The sequence below is a fragment of the Xanthomonas campestris pv. badrii genome (genome assembly GCF_012848175.1).
GTDB classification, from domain to species: Bacteria; Pseudomonadota; Gammaproteobacteria; order Xanthomonadales; family Xanthomonadaceae; genus Xanthomonas; species Xanthomonas campestris_C.
Map to the genome: position 1 here is coordinate 3,800,551 of NZ_CP051651.1, position 14,552 is coordinate 3,815,102.

The window sequence follows — 14,552 nt, forward strand, 5'->3', positions numbered from 1 at the left end:
AGGTTGGAGCGCTGGGCTGAGCGCGGTCAGGAGGCTTTTAGCAAACGCGCGTAGAAGAACCCGTCGCAGTGCTGCTCACCGGGGAAGCGCTGCCGCCCCGACCCCGCCACATGGCCGAACTGCGCACCCAGCGGTTGCGCCCGGGCATCGGGCGTGCGCTGCAGGAATGCGGCGATCTGCGCCTGGTTTTCGCGCGCCAGCAGCGAGCAGGTGGTGTAGAGCAACTGCCCGCCGGGCCGCAGGGTACGCCAGGTCGCGTCCAGCAGGCGCGCCTGCAGCGCACACAGCGCATCGATGTCGTCGGCCCGGCGATGCAGCAGCACGTCCGGTTGCCGCCGCACCACGCCGGTGGCCGAGCACGGTGCATCCAGCAGCACTGCGTCGAAGGGCGCACCGTCCCACCACGCCGCCGGGTCGGCGGCATCGGCCGCATGCAGGCTGACCTGCGCCGTCGGCACGGTGCGCTGCAGGGTCTGCTGCACGCGCTCCAGGCGGCGCGCATCCACATCCAGCGCGGTGAGCTGCACGGCGGGGTGACGTTCCAGCAGATGCGCCGCCTTGCCGCCGGGCGCGGCGCAGGCATCGAGCACGCGGGCCGAGGGGTCCAGCACCAGTGCATCGGCCACCTGCTGCGCAGCGCCGTCCTGCACCGACACCATGCCGTTGGCGAAGCCAGGCAGCTGGCTCACCGGCACGGCGCCCGCCAGCCGCAGCGCATCCGGCAACACCGGGTCGGTGTGCGCAGCGATACCGGCCTCGGCCAGCCGCGCCGCATAGGCCGCCGGATCGGTCTGCCCGCGATGCACGCGCAACCACATCGGCGCCATCTGCGCGCTCGCCACGAAGATGGCCTCGGCACGCTCGCCCCAGTCCGCGCGCAGCTGCTTGCGCAACCACGACGGCCAGCCGGCATCGTCGGCCACCGCAGGGAACCCTTCGCGCTGCGCACGTCGCAGGAGTGCGTTGACCATGCCGGCCTGGCGCGGCCGGCCCAGCGCACGGCAGGCGTCCACGGTGGCCGACAACGCCGCGTGCGCGGGCAGTTGCACTACATCGAGCTGGGCGAAGCCGGCCATCAGCAAGGCCTTGAGTTCGGCGTCGCGCGGCGGCAGCGGGCGCTCCAGCCATTGCCGCAGCGCCACGTCGTAGGCAGGCCGGCGCCGCAGCACGGCGAAACAGATCGCCTCCACCAACGCGCGGTCGCGCGGATCGGCCAGGCCGGGCAGCGCCGTGGCCAGCTCGGCCTTCAGCGAACGCCCCTGATCGAACACGGCCGTCAGCACCCGCGCCGCCACCAGGCGCGAGGCGACGCCGGCCGCCACGGTGTCGGTCGCCATCAGCGCAGCGCCGGCAGGTCGCGGCGCGCGTTGAGGTAGTCGGCAGCGGTGATCGCCTTGCCGCCCTCACGCTGCAACACGCGCACCCGCAATGCGCCCTGGCCGCAGGCGATGTCGATGCCCTGCTTGCTGGCGGCCAGCAGCGTGCCCGGCGGCTGTTGATGCGCCAGCTCCAGCGCCACGGCACCATGCAGGCGCACGCGCTCGCCGGCCAGGATCGCTTCGGCCACCGGCCACGGATTGAACGCCCGCACGCGCCGCGCCAGCTCCTGCGCCGGCTGCGCCCAGTCCAGCCGTGCCTGCGCCTTGTCCAGCTTGTGCGCGTAGGTCACCCCTTCGGCCGGCTGCGGTTGCGCCACCGGGCGAATGCCGGCGCGCAGCAGGCCCAGGCCGTCGGACAGCACCTGCGCGCCCAGCGCGGCCAGGCGGTCGTGCAGCTGGCCGCCGGTTTCCTGCTCGCCGATCTCGATACGCTGCGACAGCAGCACCGGGCCGGTATCCAGGCCCGCTTCCATCTGCATCAGGCACACGCCGGTTTCGCGGTCGCCGGCCTCGATCGCGCGCTGGATCGGCGCGGCGCCACGCCAGCGCGGCAGCAGCGAGGCATGCACATTCCAGCAGCCGTGGGTGGGCGCGGCCAGCACCGCCTTGGGCAGGATCAGCCCGTAGGCCACCACCACCATCAGGTCGGCATCGAGACCGCGCAGCGTGGCCAGCGCCTCGGGCGAACGCAGGGTCTGCGGCTGGTAGACCGGAATGCCGCGTGCGATCGCTTCCAGCTTGACCGGCGACGGCGTCAGCCCGCGCCCGCGCCCGGCCGGGCGATCGGGCTGGGTGTAGACCGCCACCACTTCATGCCGCTGCGCGGCGGCGCGCAACGAGGCGACGGCGAACTCCGGCGTACCGGCGAAGACGATTCTCATAAGGGCATTCGGGAGTCGGGAGTGGGGATTGGCAACGGCGTTGGTCGCGGACGGAGGCCGGGCCGGGGTGCCGGTGCGGATTGGATACGGACGTCGGGATCACGGGCGGAAAACGGGTGCGGCCATGGGCGGACGCGCGGCCTGGATACCGGTGCGGCGGGAAACCGCCCTGGCGCACGCGGGGAGGCCAGTGCCGCGTCTGAGTGCCTGCCGGCGAACGCCGCTGCACGCGGGCACGTGACCAGGAAAGCATTGCGGCACCACTGCGCGCGCATCCGCCGCTGCCGCACCGCAGACAAGCTCGGAGCCAGGTTCAGGCATTCAACAGCGCAAGCGGAGCCGCTTCTGCCAATCCCCAATCCCGACTCCCCAATCCCCGCCCTCAAGCCACATGCTTGCGCATCTTGGCCAGCTTCTTGCGCACCATCTCGCGCTTGAGCGGCGACAGGTAATCCACGAACAGCTTGCCGTCCAGGTGATCCATCTCGTGCTGGATGCAGACCGCCAGCAGGCCGTCGGTGTTCAGCTCCTGGGCCTGCCCCTGGCGGTCGAGATAGCGCACGGTGATCGCGTCGGCGCGGCTGACGTCTGCAAAGATGCCCGGCACCGACAGGCAGCCTTCCTGGTAGACCTGCTCGCCCTGCCTGGCGACGATTTCGGGGTTGACGAACACCTGCGGGGCGTTCTTTTCCTCGCTGACGTCGATCACCATGAAGCGCTTGTGCACGTCCACCTGACTGGCGGCCAGGCCGATGCCGGGCGCCTCGTACATGGTCTGGAACATGTCATCGAGCAGCGTCTGGAACGCCGGGCTGACCACGTCGGCGGCGTCGACCGGCACGGCCTTGGTGCGCAGCCGCGGGTCGGGAAATTCGAGAATAGGGAGCAAAGCCATGCGATTACCCGTCTGGGAATACCGGCGCTGCGCCGGCAAGACGGTGTCATTCTAGCGCAATGCTTGCGTGGCGCCCCGGTTTCTGGACTATAGTGCGCGGACCTGTTGGGGAATCAGGCAAGAAGGCACTCATGTTGAACCGACTTCGTACGGTCGTCGCTGCGGCGATGCTGACCGTCGCGACCTACGCTGCCGCGCAAGCGGTGGGCGAGCATCCAGACACCTATGTGGTCCGCAAGGGGGATACCTTGTGGGACATCGCTGGGCGTTTCCTGCAAAAACCGTGGCTGTGGCCGGAAATCTGGCAAGCCAATCCACAGATCCAGAATCCGCACCTGATCTACCCGGGTGACGTGATCAGCCTGGCCTACCTGGACCGCGTCGGCAAAGGCACGATCCAGCCCGGCCCGCGCCAGGAAGCGCCGATCAACGCCATTCCGCTGGCCGACGTCGAGCCGTTCCTGAAGAACCTGCGCGTGGTCGAGGACTTCGACCAGCTGCCTTACGTGGTTGGGCTGGAAGGCGGTCGCTCGCGCGCCACCACCGGTCAGGTGGCCTACGTGGTGGGCCTGGAAGACGCACAGCCGGGCCAGCGCTTTGCGGTGGTCCGCCCGACCGTGAAGTTCAGCCTGCCCAAGCACAACGAAGACCTGGACATGGCGGGCAACATCACCGCCGGTGCCGGCAACATCTGGAAGAACTTCATCGCGCCGAGCACGCGCCGTGAATCGCTGGGCTACGAACTGGCGCAGGTCAACGTCGGCACCATCACCCGAAGCGCGGCGGGCGGCAACTCCAAGGCGGCGACCCTGCTGTTGCAGGACAGCGGCCGCGAGGTACGCGCCGGCGACCGGATCGTGGCGGTGGAAGCGCAGCCCTACGACCTGCAGTTCATTCCGCACCCGCCATCCGAACAGGCGCTGCAGACCGAACTGCGCGTGCTGGCCATCTCCGACGCCTTCATCGTTGGCGGTACCCGCGATGTGATCGCCATTTCCGGCGGCGCCCGCGAAGGCATCAACAACGGCACGGTGTTCTCGATCTGGCGCAAGGGCCGCACGGTCAGCGACCGCGTCAAGCACTCGCGCTTCTCGCGCACCGATGACGATTTCAGCGGCCCGGCCGGCTCCACCGTCGGCCTGCCGGACGAGTACGCCTCGCACGCGATGGTGTTCCGCACCTATGACAAGGTCAGCTATGCGCTGGTGATGGAAAGCGTCAAGCCGACCGGCCTGGGGTATTTCGTCAAGCATCCCGACGCGCAGTAGGCGTCAATTCCGATGCGGTGACGCGACGGCGCCTGAGGGCGCCGTCGTCGTTTGCGGCCCAGGCTGTGCGCATGACCTCTACCGATTCCGACCTGCGCGCATTGCTGATCCTGCTGCTGGCGGGCGGCCGCAGCCCACCCCGTCGCGCATTGATGAGCACCCACGCCAGCCCGTCCGATATCCTGGCTGCCGGGCCCGGCGCCTGGCGCGCGGCCGGCTGCGACGCGCTGCAATCGGAACGGCTGCAGTCGCCTGACCTGCATGCGCTGGATGCCGCGCTGCGCTGGTGCGAACACGCAGATCACCATCTGATCGGCTGGCACGAACCGGACTACCCGGCGCTGCTGCGCCACATCGTCAACCCGCCGCTGGCGCTGTTCGTGGACGGCGATCCCAATGCGCTGTGGCATCCAGGCGTGGCCGTGGTCGGCAGCCGCTCGGCCACCGCCGGCGGGCGCGATCACACCCGCGCCTTCGCATCGCACCTGGCGGCTGCAGGGCTGGGCATCGTCAGCGGCATGGCCGCCGGCGTCGATGCGATCGCCCATGAAGCCGCACTTGCGCAGCCGGACGGCATCACGGTGGCGGTGGTGGGCACCGGGGCCGACGTGGCCTACCCCGCGCATCACCGGGCATTGCGCGAGCGCATCGCTGCACGCGGCGCAGTGGTCAGCGAATACCTGCCGGGCACCGGCGCGGTGGCGGCGCACTTCCCGGCCCGCAACCGCATCATTGCCGGGCTGGCGCTGGGTACCCTGGTGGTCGAGGCAGCGATGCGCTCGGGCGCGCTGATCACCGCGCGGCTGGCCGCCGAGGCCGGGCGCGAGGTGTTCGCCCTGCCCGGCTCGCTGCACAATCCGCTCGCGCGCGGCTGCCATCATCTGATCCGCCAGGGCGCCACGCTGGCGCAGGACCCGGCCCAGGTCATCGAGGGCCTGCAACTGCTGTCGGGCGAATTGGCCACCGCCTTGCGCGAGCGCCTGGCCGCCCCCACTCAATGGTCCAGCACGACATGTCGCGCCACGCCCACCCGTCCGGATCCCGACTACCAGCGCTTGTGGCAGGCGCTGGGCCACGACCCAACCCCTATGGATTGCCTGGTTGAACGCACCGGATTGACGGCCGCCGCGCTGTCCTCCATGCTGCTCATCATGGAACTGGAGGGAAATGTGGTCACCGAGCACGGTCGCTATACCCGCAATCCCTAGTTTCTTCACCTCCACAGCGTCGCGCGACGCAGGCCGAGGGCAATGAAAGAGAGCATTCTCGATGTACTGCTGTACCTGTTCGAACATTATTTCAGCGAAGACGCGGACCTGGTCCGTGACCGTGACTCGCTTCAGAATGGCCTGATCCAGGCCGGTTTCAGCCCCGCAGAAATCAGCAAGGCCTTCGACTGGCTGGACGCGCTCTCCGAGCAGCGGCCGAGCGTCGCGCGCCCGCATGTCGATGGGCCGGTGCGGATCTACCATGGCCCGGAGCTGGACAAGCTCGATCTGGATTGCCGGGGATTCCTGTTGTTCCTCGAACAACACCGCATCCTCGACGCCGACCAGCGCGAACTGGTGCTGGACCGTGCCATGGCGCTGGACCAGGACGAGCTGGACCTGGACGACCTCAAGTGGGTGGTGCTGATGGTGTTGTTCAACCAGCCGGGCGCAGAAGCGGCCTATGCCTGGATGGAAACCCAGATGTTCCTGGACGAGCCTGAACCCGTACACTGAAGGCTGAAGCCGCCACGGACGTGCGCGCGAGGGGACGGGGATGAGCAGTTGGTATTACGCCGAGGGCAACCGCCAGCGGCGTGGCCCGGTGACCGATGAGGTCCTGCGCGGCCTGTATCGCGATCGCCAGATCGCCCTGGATACGCTGGCCTGGCGCGAAGGGCTGGACCAATGGCGGCCGCTCTCCGCCTGCGCCGACGAACTCGGCCCACCGGTGTCCACCGATCTGCACGCTGCACCAATGCCACCGCCACTACCGGTGGCGACACCTGATGCCTGGCATGCCCGCCCTGCTGCTCCGACACCCCAACAGTCGAGAGCCTCAGGCTGGCCGCTGGTGTTGACGCTGATCGCAATCATTGGCGGCTTTGTTGTCGTGGCCGTGGCCGGCATGCTGGCCGCGATCGCCGTGCCCGCCTACAAGGACTACCTGAGCCGCGCCAAGGTCACCGAGGCGGTGACCGCACTGGCACCGCTGAAGCCGCAGATTGCCGAATTTCTCGCCCGCGAAGGCCGCTGCCCGGTCAATGGCGACACCGGCTTCCAGGCCCCGGAGCATTACGCGACCGATGTGCTGGCCAGCGTGCAGATCGGCCGCTTCGATACCAGCGATTGCGGTGTCGAAGCGCTGCTGCGCTCGCCGGATTCGCCCAGGATCGACGGCAAGGCGCTGTGGCTGGACTTCGATGCCGATGCCGGCCGCTGGCACTGCAGTTCCGAGATCGACGACCAGCAACTTCCGCAGCAGTGCCGCGGCTGAGCGGCCGCTGCACGCAAACGCGCTTCGCACTACCCAAGGGGAACATCAATGACGCAGTGGTATTACGCCGACGCACAGCGGCAACGCCAGGGGCCGGTGGACACGGACACGCTGGTCGCGCGCCTGTCGCAGGGGCTGATCGACCGTAGCAGCCTGGTCTGGCGCGAGGGTCTGCCGCAGTGGGTGGCGCTGGGCGAGGTCACGGCCGAACTGGGCCTGGATACGCCGCTACCGGCGCCAGTAGCGCCAGCCGCCGATGCGCCGGCGGTCGCGGCGACGAAGGAAGTCTCGCCGGCGGCGGGCGCATCGGCTGCCGATGCCCCAGCGCAGGAGTGGTCGCGGCCGCCCGCCCCTGCCGTCGCCGATCCGGAGGCGCCGGTCGAGCCCGCTCAAGCTGCCGCCAGCACGCCGCCGACGCCGGCAACCGCGTCGGCGCTATCCGGCGCGTCGGCGCAAGGCCCAATGCAGTCGGGTCCGCACCCGGCAGCGGCGCAGCCTTACCCGTCCGCCAGCGAGCCGGTCGCGCCAGACGGCGACGCGTCGCGGTCCACTTCACCGGGCGCAGCGGACGCCGCCGTGCAGCCACCTGCCGCAGCAGGAGCGGCAGCGGCACTTCATCCGCCACCGCCCGCCACGCCATTACCGACCGCCTGGGACACCCCGGCCGGGCCCGCACCGGCCGCCGGCATCGCAGCGCCCGACGCGCCGGTCGTCTACGCCGGTCTGTGGCGCCGCGTGGCGGCCAGCATCCTGGACAGCCTGGTCACCACCTTCGCGGTCTACCTGATCGTGATCCCGCTGGTGTTCGTGCTTGCCTTCGGCGCCGGGCTGAGCGATGCCGGCTCCGCGCTGGACGATGGCAGCGCGCTCGGCATTGCGCTGCTGGTGCTGTCCTACGGCATCGGGCTGGCCATCCCCACCCTGTATTTCGCCTGGATGCAGTCCAGCCGGCTCCAGGCCAGCCTGGGCAAGCTCGCCTGCGGGATCAAGGTGGTCCGCGCCGACAGCCAGGGCGCACGCGTCGGCTTCTGGCGCAACCTGCTGCGCTACCTGGCTTACATGCTGATCAGCGTGCTCACCCTGGGCATCGGTGTGATCGTGGCCGCCTTCATGGCCGGCATGAGCGCGCGCAAGCAGGCCCCGCACGACAAGGTCTGCGACACCCTGGTGGTGGACCGCTGGGCCTTCACCGACCACCCGGAGCTGCAGTCCAAGGGTCTGGATACGGTTTCGATCGTGGTCCTGGCCATCTACGGGCTGCTGCTGGTGGTCTCGATCGTGGTGGTGGGCTTCATGCTGGCGGCGATCGGGATGAGCCAGCGCTAGCACTTCGCGGCGCTGGCCGCTTGACACGGCGGCGTCCGCCGTGATCTTTCTAATAAGAGAACTGAACGCCCGGGCTACTTCCCGGGCGTTAACGTGTGGGAAACGGCCGATCTGCTTCCCTCGACCGGCCAATTAGGCCACGCTACCCGCCCCCCGGGCCCTGCGCCCCAAGAAGTCGCCACCATGCCCAAGCACCTGCTCATCGTCGAATCGCCCGCCAAGGCCAAGACGATCAATAAATACCTCGGCAAGGACTTCACCGTCCTGGCCTCGTATGGGCACGTGCGCGACCTCGTCCCCAAGGAGGGCGCGGTCGATCCGGACAACGGCTTTGCGATGCGCTACGACCTGATCGAGAAGAACGAGAAGCATGTCGAAGCCATCGCGCGCGCCGCCAAGGGCGCCGACGACATCTTTCTGGCGACCGACCCGGACCGCGAGGGCGAGGCGATCAGCTGGCACATCGCCGAGATCCTGAAAGAGCGCGGCCTGCTCAAGGACAAGCCGATGCAGCGGGTGGTGTTCACCGAGATCACCCCGCGCGCGATCAAGGAGGCGATGGCCAAGCCACGCATGATCGCCGGCGACCTGGTGGACGCGCAGCAGGCGCGCCGCGCGCTCGATTACCTGGTCGGCTTCAACCTGTCGCCAGTGCTGTGGCGCAAGGTGCAGCGCGGGCTCTCTGCCGGCCGCGTGCAGTCGCCGGCATTGCGCATGATCGTCGAGCGCGAGGAAGAGATCGAAGCCTTCATCGCGCGCGAATACTGGTCCATCGATGCGCATTGCCGGCATCCCTCGCAAGCCTTCACTGCACGGCTGATCAAGCTGGACGGGCAGAAGTTCGAGCAGTTCACCGTCACCGACGGCGATACCGCCGAAGCGGCGCGGTTGCGTATCCAGCAGGCCGCGCAAGGCGTGCTGCACGTCACCGACGTGGCCAGCAAGGAGCGCAAGCGCCGCCCGGCCCCGCCGTTCACCACCTCCACGCTGCAGCAGGAAGCCTCGCGCAAACTCGGCTTCACCACCCGCAAGACCATGCAGGTGGCGCAGAAGTTGTACGAAGGCGTGGCGCTGGGCGACGAAGGCTCGGTCGGCCTGATCAGCTATATGCGTACCGACTCGGTGAACCTGTCGCAGGACGCGCTGGCGGAAATCCGCGACGTGATCGCGCGCGACTTCGGCACCGCCTCGCTGCCGGACCAGCCCAACGCCTACACCACCAAGTCCAAGAACGCGCAGGAAGCCCACGAAGCGGTGCGCCCGACCTCGGCGCTGCGCACCCCGGCGCAGGTGGCGCGCTTCCTGTCCGAAGACGAGCGCCGCCTGTACGAGCTGATCTGGCGCCGCGCGGTGGCCTGCCAGATGATCCCGGCCACGCTCAATACCGTCAGCGTGGATCTGTCGGCCGGCAGCGAACATGTGTTCCGCGCCAGCGGCACCACCGTGGTGGTCCCGGGCTTTTTGGCCGTCTACGAAGAAGGCAAGGACACCAAGAGCAGCGAGGACGAGGACGAAGGCCGCAAGCTGCCGCTGATGAAGGCCGGCGACAACGTCCCGCTGGACCGCATCGTCACCGACCAGCACTTCACCCAGCCGCCGCCGCGCTTCACCGAAGCGGCGCTGGTCAAGGCGCTGGAGGAGTACGGCATCGGCCGTCCGTCCACCTATGCCTCGATCATCCAGACCCTGCAGTTCCGCAAATACGTGGAAATGGAAGGCCGCAGCTTCCGTCCCACCGATGTGGGCCGTGCGGTGTCCAAGTTCCTGTCCGGGCATTTCACCCGCTACGTGGATTACGACTTCACCGCCAAGCTCGAAGACGACCTGGATGCGGTCTCGCGTGGCGAGGAAGAGTGGATCCCGTTGATGGAGAAGTTCTGGGGCCCGTTCAAGGAACTGGTCGAGGACAAGAAGGATTCGCTGGACAAGACCGACGCCGGCAGCGTGCGCGTGCTTGGCACCGACCCGGTCAGCGGCAAGGAAGTGAGCGCGCGCATCGGCCGCTTCGGCCCGATGGTGCAGATCGGCACCGTGGAAGACGAAGAAAAGCCGACCTTCGCCTCGCTGCGTCCGGGCCAGAGCATCTATTCGATCTCGATCGAAGACGCGCTCGAGCTGTTCAAGATGCCGCGCGCCCTCGGCCAGGACAAGGGCCAGGACGTCAGCGTCGGCATCGGCCGCTTCGGGCCGTTTGCGCGCCGCGGCAGCGTGTATGCATCGCTGAAGAAAGAGGACGATCCGTACACCATCGACCTGGCGCGCGCGGTGTTCCTGATCGAGGAGAAGGAAGAGATCGCACGCAACCGCGTCATCAAGGAATTCGACGGCAGCGACATCCAGGTGCTCAACGGACGCTTCGGCCCGTACATCAGCGATGGCAAGCTCAATGGCAAGATCCCCAAGGAGCGCGAGCCAGCGTCGTTGAGCCTTGAGGAGGTGCAGCAACTGCTGGCCGATACCGGCAAGCCGGTGCGCAAGGGCTTCGGTGCCAAAAAAGCCACGCTCAAGAAGACTGCGGTGAAGGATTCGGCGCCGAAGAAGACGGCCGTCAAGAAGACCGCGACCAAGACCGCTGCCACCAAGACGGCGGCGAAGAAGGCACCGGCCAAGAAGGCCGCCGCCAAGAAGGCGACCAAGCGCGTGGTCAAGAAGACCGCGAGCAAGGCCGCAGGCTGAGCCACGCCATGGATCACGCACTCAGCCTGGATGGCGCTGTCGCCGCCCTGCGCCAGGGTGGCGTGATCGCCTACCCCACCGAGGCAGTGTGGGGCTTGGGCTGCGACCCGGCCCGGGAAGCGGCCGTGTTGCGGCTGCTGGAGATCAAGCGGCGGCCGGTCGACAAGGGCGTGATCGTGGTGGCGTCCGGCGTGGACGTGTTGCGCGACTGGGTCGATCTGGACGCGCTGGAGCCGGCCCGCCGCCAGGACGTGCTGGCCAGCTGGCCGGGCCCGCATACCTGGATCCTGCCGGTCACCGCACAGGCGCCGCGCTGGGTCACCGGCACGCATGACGGGCTGGCGGTGCGCATCAGCGCGCACCCGGTGGTGGCAGCGCTGTGCGCGGCCTGGGGTGCGCCGCTGGTGTCCACCAGCGCCAACCTGGCCGGGCAGCCGCCGGCACGCAGCCGCGAGACGCTGGACCCGGCGCTGCTGGCGACGATCGACGGCGTGGTGGACGGCGAGGTGGGCGCGCTGGCGCAGCCAACCCAGATCCGCGACGCGCGCAGCGGCCAGATCCTGCGCGACTGACAGCGGCCTGATAAACCGTCGGCGCCCGCACGCGGCGAGCGCGACCGGCGCTCGGAGTCAGGGGGTGTCACCTCGTAGGCTCCGGCATCTGCGCATCGTCCTCGCTCGGCTGACCACTGCTCGCCCACTGGCAGCGGCTCCAAGCCAGGCGACGTGTTGCCGCCTACGCACCCGCAACGCCGTTCAGCCGCACCCCTTTGCGGCAGCCGGGCAGACGCGCACACTGCGGCCATGCGCACCGTCCTCACTGTTTTGCTGCTCGCCACGGCGCTGCCTGCGTCGGCCGCCACTCCTGCGAACACACCGGACCCGAACGTGCGGGTCTACCGCTGCGTGAGCAGCAGCGGCACCGTCGCCCTGCAGGACGCGCCGTGCAGCAGCGGCCGCCAGCAGGTCTTGGACATGCAGCGCCCGCAGGACCCACCGCCGCGCCCAGCGCGGGTGGAAGCGCCAGCACCGGTCGCCGCACCGGCCACGCGCGAGGTCCGCATCGTCACTGTGCAACCGCCACAGCCGATGTACGAATGCACCACCGCAGACGGCGAGCGTTATACCAGCGACAGCCCGGAAGGCAATCCGCGCTGGGTGCCGACCTGGGGCCCGGCCTATGTGGGCAATGGCATCGCTCCGCCTCCGCCGCCTGCCGGCACCCTGCGCCCGCCGCTGCCGGTCAGCCCGCGCCCCGCGATCGCGGTGCAGGGTGGCTCCTCCGGACGCGGCGGCAGCATCCGCGGCAGCGCCAGCGTCGGCACCGACGCCTACCAGGGGCGCTATCGAGGCAACTATCAGGGCGGTCATGGCGGCACGGTGATCGTGCCCTACGGCAATGTGCAGATCCGCGACGAATGCCATGCGCTGCCCGAGCAGGAAGTGTGCGCGCGCCTGGCCGACCGGCGCTGGGAGCTGATCCGTCGCTACAACAGCGCCCTGCAGAGCGAGCGGGTGGAGCTCAGCCGCGAACAGCGCGGCATCGAAGCGCGCCAGCAACGCGATTGCGGCGGCGTATGAGCCGCATGCGCCTGATCGCCTTGGTGATGATGGGCTGGGTGTCGGGCAGCAATGCCCAGGACGTGGCCATCTATCGCTGCACCGATCCCAGCGGCGCGCTCACCGTGCAGAACATGCCGTGCCCGAAGGGCATGCAGCAACAGAAGAAGCTGATGACCGCACCGGCCGCGGTGCCGTTTGCGCCCGGCACGCCCCCGGCGCCAGCGCCCGTGCGCACGGCACCGGTTGCGCCGGCCCCGGTGCCTGCCGCTGCGCCCGTGGCAGCGCCGGCCCCACTGACATCGACCTCCACCCTGCCCCCACCACCGCTGTTCGAGTGCACCGCGCACGACAACGGCCGCTACTTCACCGAAGACCGCGAACCGGCCAGGCGCTGCCTGCCGATGCAGACCACCAACCTGGGCGGCGGCCCGGCCACCGGTGGCGGCAGCGCCTGCGAAGTGGTCACCGACCGGTGCGCACCGGTGCCGGACCAGAGCCTGTGCGAGGCCTGGCGTAAACGCGCCGAGCAGGCCGAATCGACCTGGCGCTTCTCCGATGAAGCGCAATCGGCCGAACGCAAACAGCGCTACGACCAGATGCGGCGCGTGCTGGAGGAAAGCCGCTGCGCCAATCCCGCTGCCACACCGTAAACGCGTGGCCTGATCGCCGGCTGCAAGGCCTTACGCAAACAGCGCTACGACGAGATGCGGCGTGCGCCTGGATGAAAGGCGCTGCGCCAATCCTGCCGCTACGCCGTAACCACGCGGCCTGACTCATCGACCCTCGCCTGCAATGGCGTCGGGCGGAACCAAAGAACGCCGTCGCGCAACGACGCTGCGCCCTTGCCCGGCAGTCCGATGACCGGCAACGTCGTCCTGCCGTGGCGTCGTGCTCAGAACCCGTAACGCAGGAAGCCGCCATCGACCGCGATGCATCCGCCGGTGATGTAGCTGGCGGCCGGCAAGCACAGGAAACCGACCGCGGCAGCGACTTCTTCCGGTTCGCCAATGCGGCGCATCGGCGTGCGCTCGATCACCTGCTCGTAGTAGTCCGGATCCGACAACGGTCCGGAGGTACGGCGCGTGCGGATGTACCACGGCGCCACCGCATTGACGCGAATGCCGTCCTGCGCCCACTCCACCGCCAGGTTGCGCGTCATCTGCTGCAGCGCGGCCTTGGTCATGCCGTAGGGCGCGCCGCTGCGCACATGCGTGATGCCCGAGACGCTGCCGACATTGACGATGGCCGAGGCCGCGTGCCGGGTCAGCAGCGGATGCGCATAGCGCGATAGTTCGAACGCGGAGAACACGTTGGTTTCGAAGATGCCGCGCCACTCGTCCTCGGTGTAGTCGATCGCGGCGCGGGTGATGTTGCCGCCGGCATTGTTGATCAACAGGTGCAGGCCGTCGGCGTGGTCTTCCACCCAGTCCAGGATCGCGCGGCGCTCCTCGTCGTCGGAGACATCGGCGGCCAGGCCGTGCAGTTCGCGCTCCGGGAACTCGTCGGCCAGGTCGTCGCGCGCCTGCGCCAGTGCATCGGCATCGCGCGCCACCAGCAGCAGATCCGCACCGAAGCCGAGCAGTTCGCGGGCAATGGCCAGACCAATACCGGCGCTGGCGCCGGTGATGAGCGCGGTCTGTCCGTCCAGCCGCCAGCGGTGCGTTGTCACGTGCGTGATCCTCTTTCAAAACGCGGGAAACCGCCGCTGCAGCGCAGTTGACGCGGCGCCACGGCAGCGGCGTTAGGATACCGCCACACCGAGCGAGGTCACGACGATGAAACTGCACTGGATGCTTGCCGCCGTTCTGGCGTTGACGCTCGCGGCCTGCCAGCGCCCGCAACCGGCGCCCACCGATCAAAAGCCCGATCCGCAGGCGACCGCCTTGCGCGACCACATCCAGGCGCCGCTGAACCAGGCGCACGCCGTGCAGGCCGCCAGCGACCAGGCGGCCGAAGATCAGCGAAAGGCGATCGACGCCGCCACGCAGTAAGCGGTGCGTCGTCAACTGGACGCACCCGACACGGCGGCGCCGCTGTCAGCTCGCACCCGGCAGGGATGCTCCGTCGTCTCATGCCGCAAA

The 14,552-nt window shown here is 69.0% G+C and carries 14 protein-coding genes; 10 read left to right on the forward strand and 4 right to left on the reverse strand.

Annotated features, from left to right (window positions below):
- Positions 1 to 26: 26 nt before the first annotated feature.
- The 3 genes from rsmB to def form a co-directional block, all read right to left on the reverse strand.
- Positions 27 to 1,337 (reverse strand): 16S rRNA (cytosine(967)-C(5))-methyltransferase RsmB, encoded by a 1,311-nt coding sequence (gene rsmB, locus HG421_RS16125; RefSeq protein WP_169707242.1) that lies wholly within the window; start codon positions 1,335 to 1,337, stop codon positions 27 to 29.
- On the reverse strand, positions 1,337 to 2,260 hold the full coding sequence (gene fmt, locus HG421_RS16130) for a methionyl-tRNA formyltransferase (RefSeq protein ID WP_169707243.1): 924 nt from the start codon (positions 2,258 to 2,260) through the stop codon (positions 1,337 to 1,339). Before fmt ends, rsmB begins: the two co-directional genes overlap by 1 nt.
- Before the next feature lie 382 nt (positions 2,261 to 2,642).
- The gene (gene def / locus HG421_RS16135) at positions 2,643 to 3,155 is read right to left on the reverse strand and encodes a peptide deformylase (RefSeq protein WP_064508131.1); all 513 of its coding nucleotides are present in this window, start codon (positions 3,153 to 3,155) and stop codon (positions 2,643 to 2,645) included.
- Between the two features lie 131 nt (positions 3,156 to 3,286).
- Here def and HG421_RS16140 point away from each other — a divergent pair, with 131 nt between their 5' ends.
- The 9 genes from HG421_RS16140 (at position 3,287) to HG421_RS16180 (ending at position 13,121) form a co-directional block, all read left to right on the forward strand.
- Positions 3,287 to 4,423, forward strand: a complete 1,137-nt coding sequence (locus HG421_RS16140; RefSeq protein WP_169707244.1) for a LysM peptidoglycan-binding domain-containing protein — start codon at positions 3,287 to 3,289, stop codon at positions 4,421 to 4,423.
- 71 nt (positions 4,424 to 4,494) lie between these two features.
- On the forward strand, positions 4,495 to 5,631 hold the full coding sequence (dprA, locus tag HG421_RS16145) for a DNA-processing protein DprA (protein WP_169707245.1): 1,137 nt from the start codon (positions 4,495 to 4,497) through the stop codon (positions 5,629 to 5,631).
- A 42-nt stretch (positions 5,632 to 5,673) separates the two neighbouring features.
- Positions 5,674 to 6,147, forward strand: coding sequence for a DUF494 family protein (locus tag HG421_RS16150; protein WP_169707246.1), 474 nt, complete (start codon positions 5,674 to 5,676; stop codon positions 6,145 to 6,147).
- Positions 6,148 to 6,187: 40 nt separating this feature from the next.
- Positions 6,188 to 6,907 (forward strand): pilin, encoded by a 720-nt coding sequence (locus tag HG421_RS16155; RefSeq protein WP_169707247.1) that lies wholly within the window; start codon positions 6,188 to 6,190, stop codon positions 6,905 to 6,907.
- Positions 6,908 to 6,955: 48 nt separating this feature from the next.
- Positions 6,956 to 8,233 (forward strand): RDD family protein, encoded by a 1,278-nt coding sequence (locus tag HG421_RS16160; RefSeq protein WP_169707248.1) that lies wholly within the window; start codon positions 6,956 to 6,958, stop codon positions 8,231 to 8,233.
- Positions 8,234 to 8,416: 183 nt separating this feature from the next.
- The gene (locus tag HG421_RS16165) at positions 8,417 to 10,909 is read left to right on the forward strand and encodes a DNA topoisomerase I (RefSeq protein ID WP_169707249.1); all 2,493 of its coding nucleotides are present in this window, start codon (positions 8,417 to 8,419) and stop codon (positions 10,907 to 10,909) included.
- 8 nt (positions 10,910 to 10,917) lie between these two features.
- A complete protein-coding gene (locus tag HG421_RS16170; RefSeq protein WP_169707250.1) occupies positions 10,918 to 11,481 on the forward strand; it encodes a Sua5/YciO/YrdC/YwlC family protein in 564 nt (187 codons plus the stop codon).
- A gap of 231 nt (positions 11,482 to 11,712) precedes the next feature.
- Entirely contained in the window at positions 11,713 to 12,489 is a 777-nt protein-coding gene (locus tag HG421_RS16175) for a DUF4124 domain-containing protein (RefSeq protein ID WP_169707251.1), read from the forward strand.
- 14 nt (positions 12,490 to 12,503) lie between these two features.
- Positions 12,504 to 13,121: a DUF4124 domain-containing protein gene (locus tag HG421_RS16180; protein WP_425533312.1), complete on the forward strand. Its 618-nt coding sequence runs from the start codon at positions 12,504 to 12,506 to the stop codon at positions 13,119 to 13,121.
- 242 nt (positions 13,122 to 13,363) lie between these two features.
- On the opposite strand, the gene HG421_RS16185 is transcribed toward HG421_RS16180, so the two are convergent.
- On the reverse strand, positions 13,364 to 14,140 hold the full coding sequence (locus tag HG421_RS16185; RefSeq protein ID WP_169707252.1) for an SDR family oxidoreductase: 777 nt from the start codon (positions 14,138 to 14,140) through the stop codon (positions 13,364 to 13,366).
- 106 nt (positions 14,141 to 14,246) lie between these two features.
- On the opposite strand from HG421_RS16185, the gene HG421_RS16190 reads away from it, so the two are divergent.
- The gene (locus HG421_RS16190; RefSeq protein ID WP_169707253.1) at positions 14,247 to 14,462 is read left to right on the forward strand and encodes a hypothetical protein; all 216 of its coding nucleotides are present in this window, start codon (positions 14,247 to 14,249) and stop codon (positions 14,460 to 14,462) included.
- Positions 14,463 to 14,552: the final 90 nt, after the last annotated feature.

What these genes read in the sequence shown, in the direction of transcription:
- HG421_RS16140 (WP_169707244.1), top strand. Translation starts at nt 3,287, where the DNA reads ATGTTGAACCGACTTCGTACGGTCGTCGCTGCGGCGATGCTGACCGTC.
- HG421_RS16160 (WP_169707248.1), top strand. Translation starts at nt 6,956, where the DNA reads ATGACGCAGTGGTATTACGCCGACGCACAGCGGCAACGCCAGGGGCCG.
- HG421_RS16175 (WP_169707251.1), top strand. Translation starts at nt 11,713, where the DNA reads ATGCGCACCGTCCTCACTGTTTTGCTGCTCGCCACGGCGCTGCCTGCG.
- fmt (WP_169707243.1), bottom strand. Translation starts at nt 2,260, where the DNA reads ATGAGAATCGTCTTCGCCGGTACGCCGGAGTTCGCCGTCGCCTCGTTG.
- HG421_RS16150 (WP_169707246.1), top strand. Translation starts at nt 5,674, where the DNA reads ATGAAAGAGAGCATTCTCGATGTACTGCTGTACCTGTTCGAACATTAT.
- def (WP_064508131.1), bottom strand. Translation starts at nt 3,155, where the DNA reads ATGGCTTTGCTCCCTATTCTCGAATTTCCCGACCCGCGGCTGCGCACC.
- dprA (WP_169707245.1), top strand. Translation starts at nt 4,495, where the DNA reads ATGACCTCTACCGATTCCGACCTGCGCGCATTGCTGATCCTGCTGCTG.
- HG421_RS16155 (WP_169707247.1), top strand. Translation starts at nt 6,188, where the DNA reads ATGAGCAGTTGGTATTACGCCGAGGGCAACCGCCAGCGGCGTGGCCCG.
- HG421_RS16170 (WP_169707250.1), top strand. Translation starts at nt 10,918, where the DNA reads ATGGATCACGCACTCAGCCTGGATGGCGCTGTCGCCGCCCTGCGCCAG.
- HG421_RS16190 (WP_169707253.1), top strand. Translation starts at nt 14,247, where the DNA reads ATGAAACTGCACTGGATGCTTGCCGCCGTTCTGGCGTTGACGCTCGCG.
- HG421_RS16165 (WP_169707249.1), top strand. Translation starts at nt 8,417, where the DNA reads ATGCCCAAGCACCTGCTCATCGTCGAATCGCCCGCCAAGGCCAAGACG.
- rsmB (WP_169707242.1), bottom strand. Translation starts at nt 1,337, where the DNA reads ATGGCGACCGACACCGTGGCGGCCGGCGTCGCCTCGCGCCTGGTGGCG.